The organism is Parabacteroides gordonii MS-1 = DSM 23371 (assembly GCF_000969825.1).
Taxonomy (GTDB): Bacteria; Bacteroidota; Bacteroidia; order Bacteroidales; family Tannerellaceae; genus Parabacteroides; species Parabacteroides gordonii.
The window spans coordinates 2,185,987-2,208,525 of sequence record NZ_KQ033919.1 but is presented as its reverse complement, the minus strand read 5'-3'; the positions used below and the strand labels follow the sequence as shown (position 1 = coordinate 2,208,525).

The following is a 22,539-nucleotide window of genomic DNA, read 5'->3' as shown; positions in this document are numbered from 1 at the left end:
TGAGTACGCACTTAAAATCGTGTTATTGTTTAACTTTTTTAATTACATATGAAGAATAAACACAAATCCAGACGAATTGGAACCTATTGTCTGTGTTTTCTGATCGCAGGTTGTCTGCAGATCAATGCACAAAAGGTCTCCTTTAATGAAGGAACAGTTTCGCTAAAGGAAGCGTTCCAGAAGATCGAAGCTTCATCCAAGTACAAAATTGCTTATAATGGTACGCAGTTGGATGTCAGCAAAAGGGTACAACTGAATCAAAAGAACGTAGAAGTATTGGATGTATTAAAGCAGATCTTGGCTGATACAGGGTATACTTATTCGATTAAAGGAGATTATGTTGTCATTTCCGCACCTGTTAAAAATGCAGTCAATCAGAAAGAAAAAACCGTAAAAGGAGTTATTGTCGATGAAACGGGCTTGCCTGTTATCGGTGCTAATGTAGTTGTTTCGGGAACTACAAGCGGAACCGTTACCGACTTTGACGGAAACTTCTCCTTGCAAGTTCCTGAAAACGGAATGCTGGAAATCTCTTATATCGGTTTCTTGACACAGCAAATCTCTTTAAAAGGAAAGAACGATTTCCGTATTACCCTGAAAGAAGATAGCCAGAAACTGGATGAAGTGGTGGTTGTCGGTTATGGAACCCGTTCACGTAAAAGTATCACCGGTTCGGTAGACCAGGTGAACAGCGAGATTTTCGAGAATCGTCCTGTAACCAATGCAACTCAGGCATTGCAGGGAGCTTCAGCCAACCTGGTTATCCAGAGCAAGAACATGAATCCGAATGACAACAGTATGAATATCAACATCCGTGGTGTCAGTACGATGGGTAACAACGATCCGCTGATCGTTATCGACGGTTTGATCTCCAGCTCTTCTACACTGAATAATCTGAACCCGAACGATATTGAGAATGTCTCTATCCTGAAAGATGCCGGTAGTGCAGCTATCTACGGTTCACGTTCAGCGAATGGTGTTATCCTTGTTACAACCAAGAAAGGATCTAAGGGAGGTAAACCTCAAGTTACATTTAACGGACAGGTCGGTATGCAGGACCCGCGTATTTTGTTCTCTCCGGTTGAAGGTTGGCAGAATGCCATGTTGAGAAACCAGGCAAATGTGAATGTAGGAAATGCCCCTCAATTTACCCCGACCGCTATTCGCGACTTATATGATCACCGCGACGAAGAAGAATGGCTGTACGATCAGATCATCCAGACAGGTCTTCAGCAGAACTACAACATTAATGTGTCGGGCGGTAGCGAGAATACAACTTATATGGTATCGGCCAGCTACTTTAATCAGGAAAGTAACTTTAAGGGTAATTTCGGCATGGAACGTTATAACTTCCGTACGAACTTAAGCACGGAATACGGACGCTTCAAACTGACTTCACTGATGGCCTACAACCGCCGTAAGGACCGTACCGTTGCCGGTGGTACAGGTAATGCGATTATCAACTCTTCCCGCGTACCTTCTTACTACTATTATAAATTCATGGAAGGCGACAAATATCTGGTAAACGATATTGTAGGTGATGACAACCCGCTGGCATTGCTGCAGGATGGAGGTTATGAAAAGAAAGACGAGGATAATTTCATCGGTAGTATGAATCTCGACTTCAAGATCATGGAAGGGTTAAAAGCCACTGGTTTGATCGGTTTGGATCTTACGCAACATCATCGTTATCGCCGTGATAAGAAAGTACCTTTATATTCTTCTGCCGATCTGACAAATCCGGTATTGTATATGCATTCTAATACAATGACGGAAGACTATAATGAAAAACGATATACACTCAGTTCCCAGTTCCTGTTGAATTATGACCGTACATTTAAAGAAGCTCACCATGTAACAGCCTTGTTCGGTGCTTCTAACGAATCGTATACAAAGCAAGCCAGTCGTATTGCCTGGGAATATACAGACGAAGATCTGGGTTTACCGACAACAGACAACTCCGTGCAGAATAAAGAAAATAAGAACTCGAATAATGATACAGACCAGACAAGTATCACATCCGTATTCGGCCGTGTAGGTTATAGCTATATGGATAAATACTACGGAGATGTCTCTTTCCGTTATGACGGTTCTTCCAAGTTCGCTAAAGATCAGCGTTGGGGTTTCTTCCCCTCATTCTCTGCCGGATGGCGTTTGTCGGAAGAAGCTTTTATGGATACTTATAAGAGCAATATCGGCGATTTGAAACTGCGTGCTTCTTATGGTGTATTGGGTAATCAGAATGTAGATAATTATTCCTACCAGACGGTTTATTTGATAGAGAACAACCAGTTCGTATTCAATAACACCTCTATTGCCGGTACGAAGATTACGGATGGAAACTCTTTGTTAACCTGGGAAAAGTCTGCCAACTTCAATATCGGTGTGGATGCTACTTTCCTGAATGGTAATTTGTATGTATCTGCCGATTATTTCAATAAAAAAACAACCAATATCCTGTTGACTCCCGAAGTATCCACCATTTATGGAGGAACTACTGCTAAGGAAAATGCGGGCGAAATGAAAAACCAAGGTTGGGAGTTGACAGTCAACTATAAGCTAAATCATGGTGATTTTCACCATAATTTTAACTTCAATATTTCAGACTCTAAGAATAAGGTCACTGATTTTGGCGGTCAGGAACGTATCGACGGACTTGATGAGTTATACAAGCTGATCCGTGAAGGCGAATCGTTGGGATCTTATTATGGCTATAAAACCGACGGTTTGTTCCAGAGCTATGAAGAAATTGCTAACAGTGCACTGCCTGTAGGTAGTGCCGTTCAACCGGGAGATGTGAAATATGTCGATCAGAATGGTGATAAGGTTATTAATGAGAAAGACCGTGTCGTACTGGGAAATGCATTTCCTCGTTACACATTCGGTTTTACTTACAGTTTAGCCTGGAAAGGATTTGACTTGAACCTGATGTTGCAGGGTGTTGGAAAACGTTCTCAGTTCCTCCGTGGAGAGTTAATGGAACCATTCCATAGTAACTATTCATATTGTATCTATGAACATCAATTGGACTTCTGGACACCGACTAATCCGGACGCCCGTTGGCCGCGCCTGACAGCTCCAGGCTCTGCATCTGCTACTAACAATTGGAGCCTGGCCGGTGATAATCATATATTAAATGCGGCTTATCTGCGTGTAAAGAATATTCAGGTCGGATATACTTTGCCCAAATCATTGACTCAGAAATTCGGAGTTCAGAAACTACGTGTCAGTGTGAATACGGAAAACCCGCTGACTTTCTGTAAAAACTCATTTATCGATCCGGAATCGTCTGAATTTGGTAGTGATATGGGAGGTATTAGTGGTATCGGCGGTAATAGTGGCCGTAACTATCCGACGCTTACTTATTATGGGTTCGGTTTAGATATAGAATTTTAATACATCTGTTTATTATGAAAATGAATTTCTTAAAATATAGTACAGGTATTGCTTGTTTGGTACTCGCAACCTTTACATCATGCAATGATCTGGATTTGGCTCCGACCAATAAATTTACAGACTTGAACTATTGGACTTCTGAAGCAAAAGCCTCTGCTGTACTGAGCAAGGCTTATGGACAAATGATGTCGTCTGAGTATTTCTTCAAAGATGAAAAGCTATCCGACAACTTATATGAAGGTCGTGGCAGCTCAGATGAAAAATTGATTACTTCGGGCCAGGCTAATGCTGCATTAGGTCGTTTTTCAGAAGATTGGAAAAAATGTTATGAAGGAATTAAAACCTGCCATACTTTCCTTGAAAATGTAGATCGCGTTCCGAATATGGATGAGACATTGAAGAACAGGATGAAATCGGAAGCCCGCTTTATCCGTGCTTACCTTTTCTTCCGTTTGACCAACCATTACGGTGATGTTCCTTTGTTCGATTATGGATTGTCAATTGAAGAGGCAAATACAATAGCCCGTTCACCGAGAAGTGAAGTGCTCGATTTTGTTCGTACGGAACTGAACGATATTGTAAAGATGTTGCCAACCAAACAGCAATATACGGCAGCTGATAATGGCCGTATAACCCAGGGAGCTGCCATGACATTACTGGCTCGTTCCTATTTGTATGAAAGCGACTGGGAGAATGTCTCTTCTGTTTGTGAGAAAATTATCAATGGAGAATACGGCGAATATACCTTGTTCCCCAGCTACGAGGGATTGTTCCTGCCGGAAAATGAATACAACAGTGAAGTGATCCTGGATATGGGATATTTGCTGAACCTGAGAACATGGGCTGAAATGTACGACGCAATCCCGCTTTCCGTAGGCGGACGTATCAATGCATTTGCACCTACCCAGGAACTGGTGGACGATTACCTGATGAAGAATGGTAAAGCGATCAATGAAGCCGGTTCAGGCTATAAGGAAGATGATCCTTATATAAACAGAGACCCTCGCTTTAAAGCTACGATCGTTTATCATGGATATCAGTGGACAGATGGTAAAGGCGTAACCTCTACTATCTACATTAAACCGGGTTCTTCTGCGGATGCCGGTGTCGCTAACCTGGATGAATATGCAGGCCCCGGGCAGAACTCGACAGGTACCGGATACTATATCCGCAAATATTTCGATCCGACTGCTCCGGAAGGACTTGCAGCAGGACTGAATATTATGCTGATGCGTTATGCAGATGTTTTATTGATGTATGCTGAGGCTAAAACAGAGTTAGGCCAGATGAACGAAGCTGTCTGGAACAAGACGATCAAACCTCTTCGTGAACGTGCCGGATTTACCGATGCATCCGCCCTGAATTATCCTGCTTCTGGTAATATGCAGTCGATCGTTCGCCGTGAACGTCGTTGCGAACTTGCCATCGAAGGCTTGCGGATATATGATATCCGTCGTTGGAAAACCATCGAAACCGTATTGAATGGTCGTCCTCACGGAGCTAAATTCGCAGCCGATAACACACAATATATTGAGTTGGATGCCCGTAAGTTCAGTAAAGACAGGGATTACTTGTTCGCTATTCCGCAGTCACAACGGGATATTAACAAGAACCTGACTCAGAATCCGGGATATTAATCAAATTATAAATCTAATTACTCAGAAAAAGATATGAAAGCAATATCTATAACATATGCGATGCTCTTTTCTTTCATCCTGACTTTTACTGCCTGTAGCAGTGACGGCGAAGTGAGAGATCTGGGCGTGACCGCAGTAAAAACATTATACGAACCGGATAACGGTAAGTCAGTCGTTCTGCAACCATCAGCATCCGCTTCTTTATATTTCGAATGGGAACCCTCTTTAGCCGAAGACGGCGGAGTAGTGTTGTATGAAGTAGTCTTCGATAAGGTAGACGGCGATTTCTCGGACCCTGTTTATATTTCTACGGCAGACAATAATGGTGGTAGTAATCATGCAACAATTACACATAAACAATTAAACCAGATCGCCGCTTTGGCCGGTATCGAGTCTGCTGCCCAGGGAACATTGAAGTGGACGGTATATGCCTCTAAAGGTATCGATCCCGTAAGGGCAGAAGAGGAACGTACGCTGACTCTTACCCGCCTGGCAGGATTCGCCGAAGTGCCGAGCCAGTTGTATATCACTGGTGAAGCTACGGAAGTGGGAGCCGATCTGGACAAAGCGATGGTTATGAAGAAGGTTGCCGACGGTGAATTCGAAGTATTCATTAAACTTACAGAAGGCAAATCATTCAAGTTCGTTAGTGCCAATACAGGAACTCCGACCGAATATTCATTGAACGGTGAGAAATTGGTTGAAGGCGGTAGCATTACAGCGGCTAAGACAGGTATCTATAAATATTACATCGATTTCAATGCCGGTTCGTTTACCTCTAAAGAAGTAACCAAAGTAAAATGGTTCCTGAACTGGTCGCAGAAAGAGATCGAACTCGATTACCAGGGACTTGGAGTCTGGGCATTGAACGGTTACACGGTTACTGGTTTGACGGACAGTGATAATACAGACGACCGGTATAAGTTCAGAATGGAAAGCTCCGATGGAGAAACCGAATGGAGAGCTGCCATCAATAACGACAGCAAGCCGACCGGAAACGATGAGTATTATTATATGATGGAAAAGGCGAATGTAGAACAGTGGACGAACAATGAAGTCTGGAAAACTCCGGCTACCGATGGTTGGAGCGATAAAACATATGATATTACATTCTCTTTGAATACGCAAGGTGAATATACTCATAATTTAGTAATCAAATAAAAAGGAAGAATTATGAAAGCGATATTAAAAAAACTGATGCTTGTCAGCTCTGTTGCGCTGGTATTCATGGGATGTAATGATAATATGGGAGACACTGACGGTCGTCTGGCAAGTGTGAATACATTGCTCGAACCTGCGGACGGCAAATCGGTTGTACTGGAAGCTTCCGCATCGGCAAGTGTCTATTTTGAATGGAAAGCAGCCAGTGTGGAAGAAGCCGGTACGGCTCTTTATCAGATTGCTTTTGATAAAGCGGACGGTGACTTTTCAAAACCTGTTTATGTGGTGTCTGCTAATAACAACGGGTACAACAATTTTGCAACCGTTACACATAAACTGTTGAACCAGATTGCCGGTAAAGTAGGTATTAAACCTGCCGATACAGGTACTTTCAAATGGACTGTATTTTCTACCAAAGGAATGCAAAGCATGAAATCGAGTGTGGAAAACAAGATCACAGTTACCCGCCTGGCTGGATTTGAAGATGTTCCTATCGATGTATATGTAACCGGTGAAGCTTCCGAAGGCGGTGCAGACCTGGCAAAAGCACATAAAATGAAAGCAGTAGCAGGTGGCGAATTTGAGGTCTATACGAAGCTGGCAGCCGGTAAATCATTCAATTTTACTGACGGCAAATCAGGGACGACAAGAGTGTTCTATACAGCCGATGGTGTCATTAAGGAAAATGGAACGACAACAGTTCCTAAGGATGGTATCTACCGGATTACATTAGATTTTAACACCGGTGCTTGTACTTATACATTGGTAAATAAGATCGGTTTCTATTTCTGTCCGAATGATGAAATCCTGTTTGAACTGCCTTACGTCGGTTATGGTGTATTCCAGACAAAGGCAACCGTGAACTTCAAGGAAGAAAGCTGGGGTAAAGACGAACGTTATAAGTTCAGAATGTTTATCCAGGAAAATAATGGTGCCGATGCAGAGAAAGAAGTCGACTGGGGAACATTGAACCAGACCGACTCACGTCCGACGGCATCCAGCCCAGAAACGTATTACTACCTGCAAATGTTTAATGAGACTTCTCAGTGGGAAAATAAGTGGAAGCTGATGGGAGACTTTGATGGGGTTCCGGCAACTTATACTATTTATCTGACAGCTGATCAGCCTTATACACATACGATAGTTAAATAATCCAGAGTGAAAGACAAGAAGAACCGGAAATTTCTGGTACAATAAAAGAGGTTTACCTCATTTCCGGTTCTTCTTTTTTACTTGAGTAAAGATAATAACATGAAGAATATTCTCCTTTTCTTATTTCTCCCCCTTTTATTGGGTGCATGTGGTGGTGACGACAATAATCCGGTGAGCCCGGATGAAGGTGAAGGTATCGACTGGTATGCCGCTGCTGATAGCAGTACCACAGCATTGGTCAACTCTTTCTGGAATACCGGAGGACAGTATTTTAATTATGACAGTAACGGGAATGAGACCTTCCATTACTGGCCTCAGGCCCACGCATTGGATGTGTTGGTAGATGCCAGCCTGCGTACCGGAGATACGAAGTACAAGACTTATTTCGATCAATGGTTTGAAGGTGTAAAGGTAAAGAACGGCAACACTTTCAGGAATGACTTTTATGATGACATGGAGTGGAATGCACTGGCTATCCTTCGTGCCTATCAGGTCACTAAAGACCAGAAGTACAAAGAAGCGGCCTTGCAGATCTGGGAGTATATCAAAGTCGGCTGGAACATGAATGCCGGTGGAGGTATTACTTGGGTAAAAGGGCAGGAGTACAGTAAAAATGCCTGTTCGAACGGCCCGGCCTGTATCTTGGCAGCCCGTCTGTTTCAGGAATTCGGAAACGAAGCCGATAAAGAATGGGCTCTTAAGATATATAACTGGGAGAAAAGTACCTTGTTCAACAGCAAAAACGGGATGGTGTATGATAATATAAACAGTAATACCGGAGAGATACAGAAAGATTGGATATTTACTTACAACGAAGGTACATTCATCGGTTCGGCAGTAGAATTGTATAAGATGTTGGGGGAAAAAAGCTATCTGAACGATGCCGTTTTAGCGGCTGATTATACAATCAGCACGTTAGTGAATAATTCTATCCTCAAAGACGAAGGATCAGGGGATGGAGGATTATTTAAAGGGATTTTTATTCGTTATTTTGTAGAACTGATCCAACAGGATCGTTTGGATGTTGGGGCTAAACGACGTTATACGCAATTTCTGAACGTAAATGCAGAAGCGCTTTGGATGCGGGGGACAAATAAATCGAATGTTTTATTCGGAACCAATTGGGGGACGGCCCCGGGAGCGTCTACCGGGTTGACCGAGCAGTTAAGCGGTTGTATGCTGATCGAAGCAGCAGCACTATTAAATAATAAATAACATGAAAAACTATTTTTTAGCGGGTTTCCTGTCATTAGCCTTTATGGTAAATTGCCAGCCCGATAAACGACTGACAAATTATGTGAATCCTTTCCTGGGGACGGCAACCCTTTGGGAAACGAAAGATTTAGGGTACGAACGTCACCTGAAAACGAGAACCTGGGGAGCGGAAGTTTTTCCCGGTTCTTCCGTCCCGAATGCGATGGTTCAGTTAAGCCCCGTAACCCAGTTCCGTAGCGGGGCCGGTTACCAGTATGAAGATACCGTTATCTATGGCTTCTCACATACCAACAAGGGGCATTGGAACCTGTTGCATCTTCCGATTCTGCCAGTGACGGGCGATGTCTCTTCCGACGATTATGCTTCAAAATACAGTCATACCAACGAATCGGCCCGCCCCGGATATTATCAGGTATTTTTGGAGAGATACGGAGTCAATGCAGAGCTGACCTCTACGCTTCGTTGCGCTTATCATAAATACACTTTCCGTCCGGAAGACGATAAGAAAGTATTGGTCGATATTACACGTACGAACAACGGAGTGAGAGACTGGAACATTCAGAAAGTGGACGATTATACCTTCTCTGGTAATCAGGATGCGGAAGGAAATATCCGTTTCTATGCCGTTTCTAACTATAAGATCGATAATATCGAACAGGTGAAGAACGGTGAATACGAGGTTTCGGTCGTCAACTTTGCCGATAGCAAAGGAAACAAGCCCCTGGAACTAAAGATCGGTTTCTCTTTCGTAAGCGTCGATAATGCAAAGATGAACCTGGAAAAGGAGATGATGGATAAAAGCTTTGCACAGGTTAGCGGAGAGGCTGATAAGACCTGGGAAAAGCTGTTGTCTAATATAGAAGTGACAGGCGGTACGGAACGTGAGAAGGGTATTTTTTATTCCTGCCTTTATCGTTCTTTCCTCTGGCCGGTGTTGCGTAGCGATGTGAACGGGGAATATACGGATGTGAAGGGCGATGTGGTAAATAATGGTTTCTGTTATTATACTGACCCGTCTTTCTGGGACGATTACCGCAATAAGTTGATCTTACTGGGAATGATCTCTCCGGATGTAACGGTAGACGTGATCAAATCGATTACCGATAAAGGGGAAAAGCGTGGTGGCTATATGCCGACCTTCTTTCATGGCGATCATGCCTCTGTTTTTGTTGCGGGTAATTATCTACGCGGTTTGAAAGACTTCGATCTGAACCGTGCCTATAAATTGTTGGTGAACAATGCGACTGTTCCGGGAAAAGGCGGCAGGCCGTATCTGGACGAATATATCGCACAAGGCTGGATTGCAGAAAAAGATACCACCAATGTCCCTACCTGGGATGAATACAAAGCGGCAGTAACAAAAACCGTTGAATATGCCTACGACGACTATGCAACCGCCCTGTTAGCAAAAGAACTAGGTGATGACAGTACATATAAGACTTTGATGGATCGTACCGATAACTATAAGAACCTGTTTGATCCGAGTACCGGTTTCTGGCGTGGAAAGATAGCCGATGGCAGTTGGATCAAAGATTTCGATCCGTATTATCCTTATTATGCCTATATGTATCGTGAAGCGAATGCTTGGCAGTCTTTGTTCTTCGCTCCCCATGATCCGGAAGGTATGATTGCCCTTTATCCCAGCAAAAAGGCCGTTGAACAGAAACTCGACTCGCTCTTTACCGAGCCTTGGAGAAACTATGAGGCCCACAATTTGACCGGTTTCATCGGTAATTATTGTCAGGGTAACCAGCCCGGACATAGTATTCCTTATACTTATTACTTTATCGATAAGCAGGAAAAGGCACAATGTATGCTGGATAGTATCATGAATCATTATTATGATATGGGTAAGGACAAACTGGCTTATTCGGGAATGGATGACGCCGGTGAGATGTCTTCCTGGTATGTCTTCAACGCAATCGGTTTATACACCTATTCGCCCGCAGATCCGGAATATATCATCACCGTACCTTTGTTTGACCAGGTGAAATTCACCTTGGGGGATCATTCCCAGTTCACGATCGTTAAAAACGGCAAAGGTCGTAAGATAACGAATATTACCTATGGCGGTCAGAAGATCAGCGGTTGGTTTATTTCTCACGATCTCTTGAAGCAGGGAAAACAATTGACTATCAGCACAGAATAATTTCTGCTATCCCTTTCCAAAAAAGCTGCCGACCTTTTCCCAAAAAGTCCGGCAGTTTTTTTGATTAAGAAGGTATGAAATATCATCGGTAGTGAAAGCTTTTCTTCATATTCCTTCAGAGTGATATGGACAAATCTTTGTATCGATCCTATATCAAATAAGTTCTTTTATCTGTTCGGAAGTCTGTTTTTCTATGGTAGAGAAGAGTAACTCTTTAAGCATTCCGAATTGCTCTTTGGAGTAACTCTGTTCTATCATTCCGTTATTGATATGGTGGATATAGTCGCAGCCGGAAGTCAATGTTTCGAAAACATGCGAAGTAACCAGTACTGTTTTCCCTTTCTCCCGGAGTTGTTGCAGGATAAGCGTGAGTATATGTGCACTTTCCAGATCTAATCCGTTGAAAGGCTCATCCAGGATCAGAATAGGCTTATCCGGTTTGAGAACACCTAATAGAGCCAGTTTCTTTTTCATTCCCGTTGAATAGTTTTCCGTGATATCATTCAGCGGGATATTGAACAGTTTCTGCCAGTTATCTACTTGAAAGCCGTTTTCCCCTGCAGGGAAAAGATCCAGGTATTCGTGGCCCGTCATATAAGGATAGAAATAGTTTTCGGCTTCCAGATAGGCAATATCACGTCTGTGCAAAGGATTGTCATTATACAGGATAGAACCTTCTACCGGACGGATAAATCCGTAAAGCGTATTCAGCAAGGTTGTTTTACCTGCACCGTTCAAACCGACAATACCGTGTATTTTACCCGATTCCATCGATAGGGTGATCCCTTTCAGTATCAGTGATTGCTTTTTATATTCTACTTGTAAGTTACGGATTGTAAGCATATAAATAAGTTTTTAAATTCCGGCAGGCCGCCAGATAATTTCTGATCAGGAAAAACAGGATAACGGGCAAAAGTACCGGCAGGAATATACTCAGCATGGCTATTGCAATAGGAATCTGCCCTGCTGTAATCTTGCTGTTTGGCCAGTAATAGGCATATTTCGTTGTTATGAATAACAGGATATTCAATGAGATTGCTACCAGAAAGGTGAGTATAAGCCACCAGTGTTCAGGATATATCAACACATATACCAGACAGACAGGTGATATTGCACACAAAAATAGTTTCAGATTCAATGCCAGTTTCCGGTGCAGAAAGCTTCTTGCGGGCCTCTCCATATAAAAGAGTATCTGTTGGGATTCCGAATAGCGGAACATTTCGGAGAAGAAAACCGTGAAAAACCAGAGTGAAGCTAATGAAGCAAAAGGCAATAACAAGCCGATCCAGGCACTGATATAAAGAACCATCAGCAAACCACCGTATTGTCGTATTCCCGAACGTATTTCAAAGGCTTCTGCAGGTATCCATCGGGGAGGAGCTACACCCTGTTTTGTACGGTGAAAAGGCTGTTTTAGGAAACTTATTCCCAGGCATCCGAACAGAATACCGAGAGCAATATACCAGTAAGCATGTAGTAGTATAATAATGAGGGCAGGGAAGGAGAGCAGGAGATAATCCATATAAAAGACCTTCCATGCCTTTTCTTCCGCAAGGAAAATAAAATGATAATCTTTCCGGTTCAGTTGCAGCAAAGATAAAAGAGCCAGTAACACGGTTCCGGCAATTAAACACGCTTTCAACTCTTTTGTGAGTTCGTGCAAAGCAATCCCGGCTATCAGTAAAATACCTGTCAGTATGATCAGATAGATAACAGGTATCTCACGGATAAACTTTCCGAACTGACGGAGCCGGAAACGAAGGAATGAACTGTTCATATACAGGTGTTTAATATGTCCGAAACAAATGTAGGGAATTTTTATTTATTACTTTTAAAAGTAAAAACGAATTCCTGCATCGATGGTAAAGCGGAAAATACCGGATCGTTCGTCATCTGAAGTATTGTAGTTCGTATCCTGTTTAGGCAGGGAACCTCCGACGTATCCTATATTGGCACCAATACCGATATGATTACTCAACAGATATTCCGCTCCAAACAAAAAGTTGTATCCGAGGCCGGATAATGAGGCGCTTTCTCCTTTATATGACTCCCGGTAGCCGAAGTAACCCAGTCCGACGCTTTCACGCAATTGCCATTTCTCACTAACCTTCTGTTTAAGTACGAACTGAGGAGCAATGTACGTAAGGCCTACATTGATCGTATTGCTCGATATATCGTATGATGATTTGTAGCCGGAATATAACAAGCCACAGCCGAAACCGCTTTTTGACACCCATTCATACCCGATCTGCCAGTCTAAACCGCTTTTAGGATTTCCGGAAGCTCCCGATGGTAAATAGAATTTACTTGTTATCCCGGCATATCCGATATTGGCATAGATGGTATTTGTTGTGGGACGCATTCTTCTTTCTTTCTCTGTTCGTATCTCCTTCGCTTCGATAAATGAGTTTGGTTGGTAACTATTGATTACCGTATCGCTTATATTGAGCATCATTCCTGCTATCTGATGACAACTGCTTCCCCAGATAGACGGTTCTTTATGGTCGGTAAGTGCCAGCGCATTTCCGCCATTTTTGGATGTTTCTTTCTTGGCCAGTGCCAGTACCTGGTCATAATTACATTTTGTAGAGGCACCATTATCTACTACGGATACTTTTCCGATTACCTCTGCCGTATTCGGTACTGTATCATTTACTTCATATAAGAGTACGTTTTCAGGAGGTGTCGTCACCGGATAAACTTTAACGATATCCGTTATAACTTTGGGTGCACAACTGGTTAAAACAAAAAGGGTAAACACGGATAACAGGTTTCTAATAGCTTTCATTTTCTTATAAGATTATTGTTTTCTAATATAAGTCTTTATTGTTTCTGTAAACGTTAAGTTCATTTTTTTGTTGTATCCAACGGATATTATCCCTATATTTCGGCTATGAAACCATACCTTTCATTATCAATGCTTATCCTATACATATCTATCAAACAAACGGAATATTTTAGTGGCCGATAATTATCAGCCGTATGGTTTATAATCATCAGCCATACGGTTGACAATTGTCGGCCAATCGGTTGAGGGTTATCAACCGTTGATTAGTCGCCGTAGTAATTCAAATTAGTACGTAGGGTAAATGCAAATACATAGGCAGGAAATTTGTATTCGATATATTTATTATCTTTGCCAGTCAATGAGCAAGAATATGGAAGACGATTTTGATATAAGGGATAGCCGTATGCCTGAAAGTGAGCGTGAGTATGAGAATGCACTTCGCCCGCTTTCATTTCATGATTTCAGCGGACAGGCCAAAGTGGTTGAGAATCTGAAGATATTTGTGATGGCGGCCCGTATGCGTAAAGAAGCATTGGATCATGTGTTGCTGCATGGCCCTCCCGGGTTAGGTAAAACTACTTTGTCGAATATTATAGCTAATGAACTGGGAGTCGGCTTTAAAGTTACTTCCGGGCCGGTGCTGGACAAACCCGGTGATTTGGCGGGGGTGCTGACTTCGCTGGAAAAGGATGATGTTCTTTTCATCGATGAGATTCATCGGTTGAGCCCGATTGTCGAGGAATATCTTTATTCGGCAATGGAGGATTACCGGATCGATATTATGATCGATAAAGGGCCGAGTGCCCGTTCCATCCAGATAGACCTGGCTCCTTTTACACTGGTTGGTGCAACGACCCGTAGCGGTTTGTTGACCAGCCCATTGCGTGCCCGCTTCGGGATCAATATGCACCTGGAATATTATGAGATGGAGACGTTGACGAAGATTGTGCTTCGTAGTGCCGATATCCTCAATGTGAAATGCGAGTTGAGTGCAGCCAAAGAGATTGCTTCCCGCAGCCGTGGAACGCCTCGTATTGCCAATGCATTACTTCGCCGCGTACGTGATTTTGCACAGGTGAAAGGTTCGGGCGAAATAGACAAGGCAATTTCTTGTTATGCTTTGGAAGCATTAAATATTGACCGTTATGGTCTGGATCAAATTGATAATAAATTACTGACAACAATAATTGATAAATTCAACGGTGGCCCGGTCGGCCTGACAACGATTGCGACAGCCTTAGGCGAAGATCCCGGTACACTGGAAGAAGTATACGAACCTTTCCTGATCAAAGAAGGGTTTATCAAACGAACACCACGGGGACGTGAGGTCACCGACCTTGCCTATACACATCTCGGACGGAAAAGGGGCGAAGAACAAGGATTTTTATTTGACTGAAAAAGTTATGGCTGGAGGAATGAAACGACTCGCAGGAGAGACTGCGATTTATGGCGTTAGTAGTATTGTCGGAAAGTTCCTGAACTGGATGCTGGTGCCGATGTATACGCGGGTGCTGGCAACAGAAAGTGATTTCGGGATCGTAACGAATCTATATGCCTGGACGGCACTACTGATGGTCATACTTACTTATGGGATGGAAACGGGTTTTTTCCGTTTTATGAACAAGAAAGAGATCACTCTTCCCATGCGGGTCTATGCAACGACATTGTTCAGCATTGCTTCAACCTCTATCCTGTTTTTAGTTATTGTTTTTAATGCACTGAACCCGATCAGCAGTTCGCTGGGATATGCTTCTAATCCGGAGTTTGTCGGGATGATGGCCGGAATTGTTGCGGTAGACGCCTTTTGTTGTATCCCGTTTGCTTTTTTGAGATATCAGGGGAAGGCGATTCGCTTTGCTTCCATCAAGTTGTTCAATATATTCCTGAATATAATATTAGTCCTTTTCTTTTTAATCGCCTGTCCGTGGCTGGCCGAGCATGCTCCGCTTTTGGTGGACTGGTTCTATATTCCGGATTATCAGGTGGGATATATCTTTATTGCTAATGTTATAACTTCTGCGGTCACATTCATCCTGCTTATTCCGGACATGGTTCCGGGCTTGCGTGAGAAAGCCAGTTTCGTACTACTCCGTCAGATGATCAGGTATTCTTTCCCTATATTAATCCTGGGAATCGCCGGTATTTTCAATCAAACGGCCGATAAGATTTTGTTCCCGTTTCTGTTTGAGGATAAAGAGCTGGCAAATACACAATTAGGAATATATGGTGCCTGCTTTAAGATTGCGGTTGTGTTGGTCATGTTTACCCAGGCTTTCCGCTATGCCTACGAGCCGTTTATCTTTGCGAAGAACAAAGACGACGACAGTAAAAAGTCTTATTCGGAAGCGATGAAATATTTCATTATCTTCGCATTGATCATTTTCCTGGGGGTAATGTTCTATATTGATATCCTGAAACATTTTGTAGCGGCGGCCTATTATCCGGGTTTGCGTGTCGTCCCCATTGTCATGCTGGGAGAACTGTTCTTCGGAATCTATTTTAACCTGTCGTTCTGGTATAAACTGATTGATCAGACCCAGTGGGGGGCCTATTTCTCTACGATAGGATGTGTTGCTACGATCCTGATAATTGTCTTGTTTGCTCCGACATACGGATATATGGCTTGTGCCTGGGCCTCTTTTGCAAGCAACCTTATTATGATGGCGCTTTCATATATTATCGGGCAGAAGAAATTCCCGATCCAATATGATATTAAATCGGCTGTGATCTATTCCGTTTTGGCAGCAGCATTCTATCTGGCCGGCATGCTACCCGCGATTGAATCGGAGATTTTGCGTCTGTGTTACCGTACTTTGCTGCTTTGTCTTTTCGTTGGTATTGTGATCAAACGGGATCTTCCGTTGCAGGAACTACCTTATGTAGGACGTTATTTCGCCAAAAAGAAATAGTTTTATTCCGGTTTGAGCGGGATCGTCAGAATGATACGCAGGCCGGTTGTATAATCCGGATCTACGTAAATGTTACCTTTCAAACGATGGGCGATCTGGCGGCATAGATATAGTCCCAGTCCTGAACCCGGAACGAAATCGTCTGCTTTGGTGAACCGTTCGAATATCCATTCGCGTTTATCCGGTGAAATGCCGCAGCCGGTGTCCGTGATGCTTACGACCATCCGGTTTTGCTCTTCATCCGGCTCGTAGGAGAGTGTGATATTTCCCTTCTCGGTAAATTTATTGGCATTGTTCAATAGATGCGACAGGATCAGGCTGAAATGGCTCTGGTTGGTGAAGGCCAGATCCTTTTCACGGTTACCTTCAAGTTTGTATTCAATGTCCGGTTTGCCGTAAAGCCTTTTAATTTGTTCCATTTCACAGGAGCAAAGCAGGTGTATATTGACTCCCGATAACGGAAGGTCGTCTTTGTTGCTATCCAACTGGGCGATCTCCAGTACGCTGTTCATCATGGAGGTGATATGATTACAGTTTTCAAAGATGATCTTACTGAACTCTTGTTTTTCCTCTAGGGTATTATCTTCGGTCGTGATCAGTTCTGCAAAGCCGTTGATTGCATTTAAAGGCGTACGGACTTCATGGCACATGTTCTTAATGAACGCATTTTTCATCTTCTCACTTTCCTGTGCTTTTTCACTGGCGAGAATAACCAGACGGTTCGATTCCTGCAACTTCTTATATAAGGAATTGATTTTCCATAAACGGAAAGCAACGAAAACTGCCGAACTGATAGCCAGGATAAATAAAGACAGGAACATGTAAAGCTGGTTGCGGCTCTTCTGCAAATCGATTTCCAGTGCTTTCTTCTCAATGACCAGTTCGTCTACCCGCTTCTGTATTTCGAGGTCTTCCAGTTTGTCATTGATATTCTTCAGCCGTGCAGAGTCTAACAGGGCTGCATATTCCTTGTGGGCATAGAAAGCCTCTTTATACAAATGAAGGCTGTCCAGCATATCTATTTTCTCTTTGAGCGTCGATACGACATGTTCCGACAGGTCGATCTTCAAACCGGAATTACGGAAATAATGGATAACCGAGTCGCAATATTTGATGGCTTTAGGATATTCGTCTATCAGCCGATAGAAATTCAGCGAGGTAAAATAACGCTCATATTCGGGGGAGAATGCAGCGGCTTCAGGATATTGATCGTTCAAAGCCATGAAATGCTGATAATAGGAAGTTGCTATATCTTTTCCCAGCGTTTTGGCGGAAAGGGCCAGTGAAGAGTAAGCATTCAACAAATGCCGTTTGGTGACATAAGGGCGCTTCTTCATTTCCTTTGTCTCTGCATATTCTTTTTGCATATCCAGGTAACGGACTGCATATTTTACCTTCTCCGAATCATCAGGTGAGTAAAGGGTCAGGATGCTGAATGAATTCAAACGGAACAGATATGAATATCGTAACGGCATATTTTCCGAGAGGGCGATCACTTCCCTGAACCGCTCGCTTACCATTTCTTGTAGTTCTTTTTCTTTACCCGGTTCGACCCGGTTACTATAAGCCATCCCCAGAACATAGTTGATCGACATTTTTTCAAGAGCTGAAAGTTTCTTATCTGTTTCCAGTTTGAGCCGGTATTGTTCTATCAATTTCTTTCTCTCTTCCCCTTCTGTATAAAAGACGATACGTACATCGACGATCGTTTGCATGTAAGTCACCAGGAAGTCACGCGCTTTTCCTTTCAACTCCTGTTTGGCTTCTTCCATGTACACATTGGTACTATCCTTAATATCGTTGTTGACATAAAAACGGAGTATCTCGGTAAGTGCTATCTCTTTATAGTAATCATCGTTATTGGCGAGTGCCTCTTTGTATAATTCTTTTGCGTATGCAACCTGTTCTTCCTGACGGGAAATATCCATCAGGTTGGTTAGTATTTCCAGCTTCTCTTCTGTTGAGGATGCGGACTTTAGGCTTGTGCTCAAAGAATCTTTTGTCGTAGCGTTGTTAGCTACAGCAAAGAGCATATTAACGAGCATGTACATCAGAATTAAGCAGCGTTTCATTTTTATGTAGGCTAAGCACCCAGCGCCTTGTCATATTTCTATGGTAGGTTTCCAAATGCTCGCCCCCGAACCGGACTTACACCTCTCAGCGTATCCGGCTCTCCACTAATTTTAGTCTATCTTTCCGTCATGTATCTTTTTGTGACAACTCCTGCACACGGCAATCGTTTTGCGTTTGCGGGCAATCATGTGTCGTTCCCAGCTTTCCTTACCCTGCAAGTTCTTTAGTTTCCTTACATGGTGCATAACAAGGTCGTCTGTCGCTCCACATAATTCACACTCATGGGCTTTCAGCCTTTCAACAAGACTTGTCCGCCCCGCAGTATAAATTGTTCGTGGCATGGTGTCACATTCCGATTTATAGGTGGGCTTCTTGCGTTTGAAGCCACCGTCGTAAAAGTATCTTTCCTTTACACCTGTTTTAGTCATGTGCTTTATGATAAACCTACCGTTCTTACGATATTTCTTGTTTACCTTGCGTGTGCGGCACTTATATTTGCCTGCAAACGTTTTGTACATGCTGTATTCCATGATGTACTTGAAATTATTCAAGGCATGGGCACAGTTGTTGGCTATGGAGTAGTAATTATAGAAACCCACGATTTCCCGATTATAGCTATCAAGGATTTCAAGGTCGTCATTGAATATCAGTCCCGATTTACATTTCGGTTTCCATATTTCCTTTCCGTTACGGTTTGTCATTTCCAAGACTCCCCAATCGAACAGTTTTTTACGGACAGTTTCCATACTGACATTCAAGCAGACCCTTTTACCATAGGTTCTTCTTAATCTACCCCGTTTATCACGTCTTTGGTCGTTGGACTTTCTTACAGTAATTTCATATCCGAGAAACTTGGCAGGTCTTTCGGTATGGGTGACAAGTGTCTTTTCATCAGACAGTTCCAATGCCAGTTTATCAGCAAGGAAGTTTTTAATATCTCCCTTTATCTGTTGCGCATCTTGCTTACTTCCGATAATTCCCACGAGAAAATCATCTGCATATCTCGCATATTTCATTCTCCTGTAATCGGCATCCATTTCTTCGCCATTGGGATATTTAGCCCGTCCTTGTTCTATTGCTTTCAGTTCAAGGATTAGCTTTACCCTTTGCCTTTCGTCTTTTACGGACTTCAATCTTCGCACAATACGTTTTCTTGCATTGCCGAAGTCCAAACTTTCTCTACTGAATTTTCGTTTCTTCCCTTTATCGAATTTGGCTATGTATTCCTTTATATACTTATCCAGCTTGTCAAGGTATATATTAGCCAATATCGGGCTGATGATACCCCCTTGCGGTGTGCCACTGTAAGTATTGTGGAATTGCCATTCTTCGATATATCCCGCTTTCAAAAACTTGCGTACTAAGCGTATGAAGCGTTCGTCCGCAATGCGCTCCTTGAGTATGTTTATTAATACATCATGGCTTATATTATCAAAGAAACCTTTTATATCTCCCTCTACAAACCACTTTGCACCGCTAAACTCCTTTTGGATGTGAGTTAATGCAGTATGGCAGCTTCGATTGGGTCGAAACCCATGCGAGGTGTATTCAAAATTTCCCTCGTATATGGCTTCCAATACCATTCTTACTACTTCTTGTATTAACTTGTCATTGAAAGTCGGTACGCCAAGAGGTCTTTTCTTACCGTTTTTCTTCGGTATGTACACCCTCTTTGACGGTTGGGGCTGGTACGTTTCATCTTTTAACGTATCAATCAACTTTTCAATTCGTTTCAGGCTCATGTTGTCAATGGTCTGACCGTCCGAACCTTTAGTCATGTTGCCCTCTTTGGCGTAGATGTGCTGATAGGCAACATAGAACATTTCCTCATTGAACAAAATTCTGTAAAGACGTTCAAACTTGTAGCTTACATCCTTACTGTGTTCTGATAGACTGTTTAATACTCTTTCTGGACTTCTCATAATGTCTCTCACATTTTCCGTTAATTGTATTAATAATTAGCTGCTTCCCTTCGCCATGTACAAGGCGTTACCTTGCTCGGACTACTATGGAAGCTCCGTTACCACTCCGAATTTTCATAGGTCAAACCTAATAGCCTTTCGGCACTTCGGGATAGGTAATCCCCGTTTATTACATCGTAACTGTTGGCATGATAGATTGTCGGATACGACTTCCGTCCTTCACTCGCTTACTGCGGTTGTGTCGTGATAAGTTCTTGCTACATTCATACCTATACACTGAAGTAGTATCACGATATGGCGATTGATAGTTACCTTACGCCATAGCCTAAAGGGGAACCACTCGGACTATCGTTTAATCAATTCGGACTTTATCCTCATATCTATCTTTTCATCTCGCCATTCAGTCGCAGTTTGGTAACTAACTGACTTATGACTTTTCCGACATGCTACACTCCCTGCTCGGTTAAGTTTTCCCGAAAACAGATAAGTCGGCTGATGATAGGTTATTTTCAAAGAACACTTTCCTAATCTCTTGCCAAAGAGATGTTTACGATGCAACCTTTACGGGCGCACATAAATATTTTAGGTAAGCTCCTTTTGGGAACCCATTTGTCGATCGTCTGCAAAGTTAATGAAAATCAACTACTGTTTTGAACTTATGGAACTTATTCTTGTTTGTTCTTCTTATTTTTTATTTCGGGATACAATTTCTATCTTTGCACGATTAAGGCGTAGCTATTAGTCGGAGTAATTATCAATACAAGTTATTGTGATGGAAAAAGGGGTGTTACACAAGCAAATGAGAGACTTCTTTGTTCGTAATTTTGATGTCCGTCAGGAGAAGGAAAATGAACTTGAAACCGTTGAATCTATAAAAAAGGGTATTGAGTTTAAAGGTACTAATCTTTGGGTTTTAATCTTTGCGACCTTTGTTGCTTCTTTGGGTCTGAATACAAATTCTACAGCGGTAATTATCGGTGCGATGTTGATCTCTCCGCTGATGGGGCCTATCATGGGGTTTGGTCTGGGGCTGGGGATCTATGATTTTGAACTGATCAAACGCTCTTTCCGCAATTTTGCCACAGCTACGGTCTTTAGTGTGATCACTTCGACCCTGTTTTTTCTTATCTCTCCGATCAGCGAAGCACAGAGTGAATTGTTGGCGCGTACGCAACCGACCGTGTATGATGTACTGATCGCTTTCTTCGGTGGATTGGCGGGTATTGTAGCCAGCTCCACCAAAAGTAAAGGGAATGTGATTCCGGGTGTGGCTATCGCTACGGCGTTGATGCCGCCACTTTGTACGGCCGGTTTCGGGCTGGCAAGCGGGAACCTTTATTATTTCTTCGGCGCTTTCTATCTTTACTTTATCAATACCGTGTTTATCAGTCTGGCAACCTTCCTGGTTGTTCGCCTGCTGAAGTATCCTAAAAAGGTATTCCTCGACAAGCAGCGGGAGAAGGTTGTGACACGTTATGTCGGTGTCATCGTCTTTTTTACGATCGTACCCAGCCTTTTTCTGAGTTATAACCTGATCCGCGCCAGTTATTTCAATGACCGGGTTGCCAATTTTGTATCAGAGGAACTGGCTTTTCCGAATACACAGATACTCAATAAAACAGTAACGGATACAAGTGAAAAGAAGGAGATAAAGGTCGTATTGATCGGCGAAAGTGTACCTGACCCGATGATTGAAATTGCCCGGAGCAGACTGCGTAAATATGGTTTGAAAGACGTTTCATTAGTCGTACAGCAAGGTTTCGGCCAGGAAGCGACAGATATTAATGAGTTGAAAAGTATGTTGATGCAGGATCTTTATAAGAATAGCGAAGAAGTGCTCCGCGTACAATCCATACAGATCGATTCGTTGAAGCGGACGGTAGACCGGTATAAAACCGCTTCACGTATTACTTCGGAGCTGATCCCTGAAATGAAAGTCCTGTTCCCGGCTGTCCTCGAGGCATCCTGTTCAAATACCTATATTGTGAGTACCGATAGCATGAAGCAAGACACAGTCATGTTGGTTTACCTGAAAAGCAAAGAACGTATCAATGAAAAAGAACAACAAAAGATCCGGGAGTGGCTCGGAGCACGTGTGAACGCGAAGAATATTAAATTACTAATAGAATAAAAGAAA

General features: G+C 42.8%; 14 protein-coding genes. 9 read left to right on the top strand and 5 right to left on the bottom strand.

Annotated features, from left to right (window positions below; genetic code table 11):
* The first annotated feature begins 48 nt into the window (after positions 1 to 48).
* The 6 genes from HMPREF1536_RS08680 to HMPREF1536_RS08655 all read left to right on the top strand — a co-directional run bounded on the left by HMPREF1536_RS08680 (position 49) and on the right by HMPREF1536_RS08655 (position 10,710).
* Positions 49 to 3,396 carry a TonB-dependent receptor gene (locus HMPREF1536_RS08680; protein ID WP_028730093.1) on the top strand — a complete coding sequence of 1,116 codons (3,348 nt, stop codon included), beginning with the start codon at positions 49 to 51 and terminating at the stop codon, positions 3,394 to 3,396.
* Positions 3,397 to 3,410: 14 nt separating this feature from the next.
* Positions 3,411 to 5,033: a RagB/SusD family nutrient uptake outer membrane protein gene (locus HMPREF1536_RS08675; protein ID WP_044193553.1), complete on the top strand. Its 1,623-nt coding sequence runs from the start codon at positions 3,411 to 3,413 to the stop codon at positions 5,031 to 5,033.
* Positions 5,034 to 5,066: 33 nt separating this feature from the next.
* The gene (locus HMPREF1536_RS08670; protein ID WP_028730095.1) at positions 5,067 to 6,194 is read left to right on the top strand and encodes a SusE domain-containing protein; all 1,128 of its coding nucleotides are present in this window, start codon (positions 5,067 to 5,069) and stop codon (positions 6,192 to 6,194) included.
* Positions 6,195 to 6,206: 12 nt separating this feature from the next.
* Complete coding sequence (locus tag HMPREF1536_RS08665; RefSeq protein ID WP_028730096.1) at positions 6,207 to 7,346, top strand: SusE domain-containing protein; 1,140 nt, start codon at positions 6,207 to 6,209, stop codon at positions 7,344 to 7,346.
* 99 nt (positions 7,347 to 7,445) lie between these two features.
* Positions 7,446 to 8,561, top strand: a complete 1,116-nt coding sequence (locus tag HMPREF1536_RS08660) for a glycoside hydrolase family 76 protein (RefSeq protein WP_028730097.1) — start codon at positions 7,446 to 7,448, stop codon at positions 8,559 to 8,561.
* Position 8,562: 1 nt separating this feature from the next.
* Positions 8,563 to 10,710 (top strand): GH92 family glycosyl hydrolase, encoded by a 2,148-nt coding sequence (locus HMPREF1536_RS08655; RefSeq protein WP_028730098.1) that lies wholly within the window; start codon positions 8,563 to 8,565, stop codon positions 10,708 to 10,710.
* 153 nt (positions 10,711 to 10,863) lie between these two features.
* Here HMPREF1536_RS08655 and HMPREF1536_RS08650 read toward each other — a convergent pair whose 3' ends face one another.
* From HMPREF1536_RS08650 to HMPREF1536_RS08640, 3 genes are read right to left on the bottom strand one after another with little or no spacing between them, the layout of a single operon-like run.
* The gene (locus HMPREF1536_RS08650; protein ID WP_028730099.1) at positions 10,864 to 11,553 is read right to left on the bottom strand and encodes an ATP-binding cassette domain-containing protein; all 690 of its coding nucleotides are present in this window, start codon (positions 11,551 to 11,553) and stop codon (positions 10,864 to 10,866) included.
* Positions 11,537 to 12,487 carry a hypothetical protein gene (locus tag HMPREF1536_RS08645; RefSeq protein WP_028730100.1) on the bottom strand — a complete coding sequence of 317 codons (951 nt, stop codon included), beginning with the start codon at positions 12,485 to 12,487 and terminating at the stop codon, positions 11,537 to 11,539. The genes HMPREF1536_RS08650 and HMPREF1536_RS08645 overlap by 17 nt, the downstream gene beginning before the upstream one ends.
* A 54-nt stretch (positions 12,488 to 12,541) precedes the next feature.
* Positions 12,542 to 13,498, bottom strand: coding sequence for an outer membrane beta-barrel protein (locus tag HMPREF1536_RS08640; RefSeq protein ID WP_028730101.1), 957 nt, complete (start codon positions 13,496 to 13,498; stop codon positions 12,542 to 12,544).
* A 370-nt stretch (positions 13,499 to 13,868) separates the two neighbouring features.
* Between HMPREF1536_RS08640 and ruvB the strand changes: the two genes are divergently transcribed.
* Together ruvB and HMPREF1536_RS08630 are read left to right on the top strand one after the other, a co-directional pair.
* A complete protein-coding gene (ruvB, locus tag HMPREF1536_RS08635; protein WP_028730102.1) occupies positions 13,869 to 14,894 on the top strand; it encodes a Holliday junction branch migration DNA helicase RuvB in 1,026 nt (341 codons plus the stop codon).
* Between the two features lie 7 nt (positions 14,895 to 14,901).
* The gene (locus HMPREF1536_RS08630; protein ID WP_028730103.1) at positions 14,902 to 16,407 is read left to right on the top strand and encodes a lipopolysaccharide biosynthesis protein; all 1,506 of its coding nucleotides are present in this window, start codon (positions 14,902 to 14,904) and stop codon (positions 16,405 to 16,407) included.
* Positions 16,408 to 16,409: 2 nt separating this feature from the next.
* On the opposite strand, the gene HMPREF1536_RS08625 is transcribed toward HMPREF1536_RS08630, so the two are convergent.
* Together HMPREF1536_RS08625 and HMPREF1536_RS08620 are read right to left on the bottom strand one after the other, a co-directional pair.
* Positions 16,410 to 18,479: a sensor histidine kinase gene (locus tag HMPREF1536_RS08625; protein ID WP_028730104.1), complete on the bottom strand. Its 2,070-nt coding sequence runs from the start codon at positions 18,477 to 18,479 to the stop codon at positions 16,410 to 16,412.
* Positions 18,480 to 18,590: 111 nt separating this feature from the next.
* Positions 18,591 to 20,402, bottom strand: a complete 1,812-nt coding sequence (locus tag HMPREF1536_RS08620) for a reverse transcriptase/maturase family protein (protein WP_046151773.1) — start codon at positions 20,400 to 20,402, stop codon at positions 18,591 to 18,593.
* A gap of 772 nt (positions 20,403 to 21,174) precedes the next feature.
* On the opposite strand from HMPREF1536_RS08620, the gene HMPREF1536_RS08615 reads away from it, so the two are divergent.
* Positions 21,175 to 22,533, top strand: a complete 1,359-nt coding sequence (locus HMPREF1536_RS08615) for a TIGR00341 family protein (RefSeq protein WP_028728940.1) — start codon at positions 21,175 to 21,177, stop codon at positions 22,531 to 22,533.
* Positions 22,534 to 22,539 lie beyond the last annotated feature (6 nt).

Coding starts and splice junctions, on each gene's coding strand:
- HMPREF1536_RS08670 (WP_028730095.1), top strand. CDS start 5,067: ATGAAAGCAATATCTATAACATATGCGATGCTCTTTTCTTTCATCCTG.
- HMPREF1536_RS08660 (WP_028730097.1), top strand. CDS start 7,446: ATGAAGAATATTCTCCTTTTCTTATTTCTCCCCCTTTTATTGGGTGCA.
- HMPREF1536_RS08680 (WP_028730093.1), top strand. CDS start 49: ATGAAGAATAAACACAAATCCAGACGAATTGGAACCTATTGTCTGTGT.
- ruvB (WP_028730102.1), top strand. CDS start 13,869: ATGGAAGACGATTTTGATATAAGGGATAGCCGTATGCCTGAAAGTGAG.
- HMPREF1536_RS08655 (WP_028730098.1), top strand. CDS start 8,563: ATGAAAAACTATTTTTTAGCGGGTTTCCTGTCATTAGCCTTTATGGTA.
- HMPREF1536_RS08625 (WP_028730104.1), bottom strand. CDS start 18,479: ATGAAACGCTGCTTAATTCTGATGTACATGCTCGTTAATATGCTCTTT.
- HMPREF1536_RS08675 (WP_044193553.1), top strand. CDS start 3,411: ATGAAAATGAATTTCTTAAAATATAGTACAGGTATTGCTTGTTTGGTA.
- HMPREF1536_RS08630 (WP_028730103.1), top strand. CDS start 14,902: ATGGCTGGAGGAATGAAACGACTCGCAGGAGAGACTGCGATTTATGGC.
- HMPREF1536_RS08620 (WP_046151773.1), bottom strand. CDS start 20,402: ATGAGAAGTCCAGAAAGAGTATTAAACAGTCTATCAGAACACAGTAAG.
- HMPREF1536_RS08645 (WP_028730100.1), bottom strand. CDS start 12,487: ATGAACAGTTCATTCCTTCGTTTCCGGCTCCGTCAGTTCGGAAAGTTT.
- HMPREF1536_RS08615 (WP_028728940.1), top strand. CDS start 21,175: ATGGAAAAAGGGGTGTTACACAAGCAAATGAGAGACTTCTTTGTTCGT.
- HMPREF1536_RS08640 (WP_028730101.1), bottom strand. CDS start 13,498: ATGAAAGCTATTAGAAACCTGTTATCCGTGTTTACCCTTTTTGTTTTA.
- HMPREF1536_RS08665 (WP_028730096.1), top strand. CDS start 6,207: ATGAAAGCGATATTAAAAAAACTGATGCTTGTCAGCTCTGTTGCGCTG.
- HMPREF1536_RS08650 (WP_028730099.1), bottom strand. CDS start 11,553: ATGCTTACAATCCGTAACTTACAAGTAGAATATAAAAAGCAATCACTG.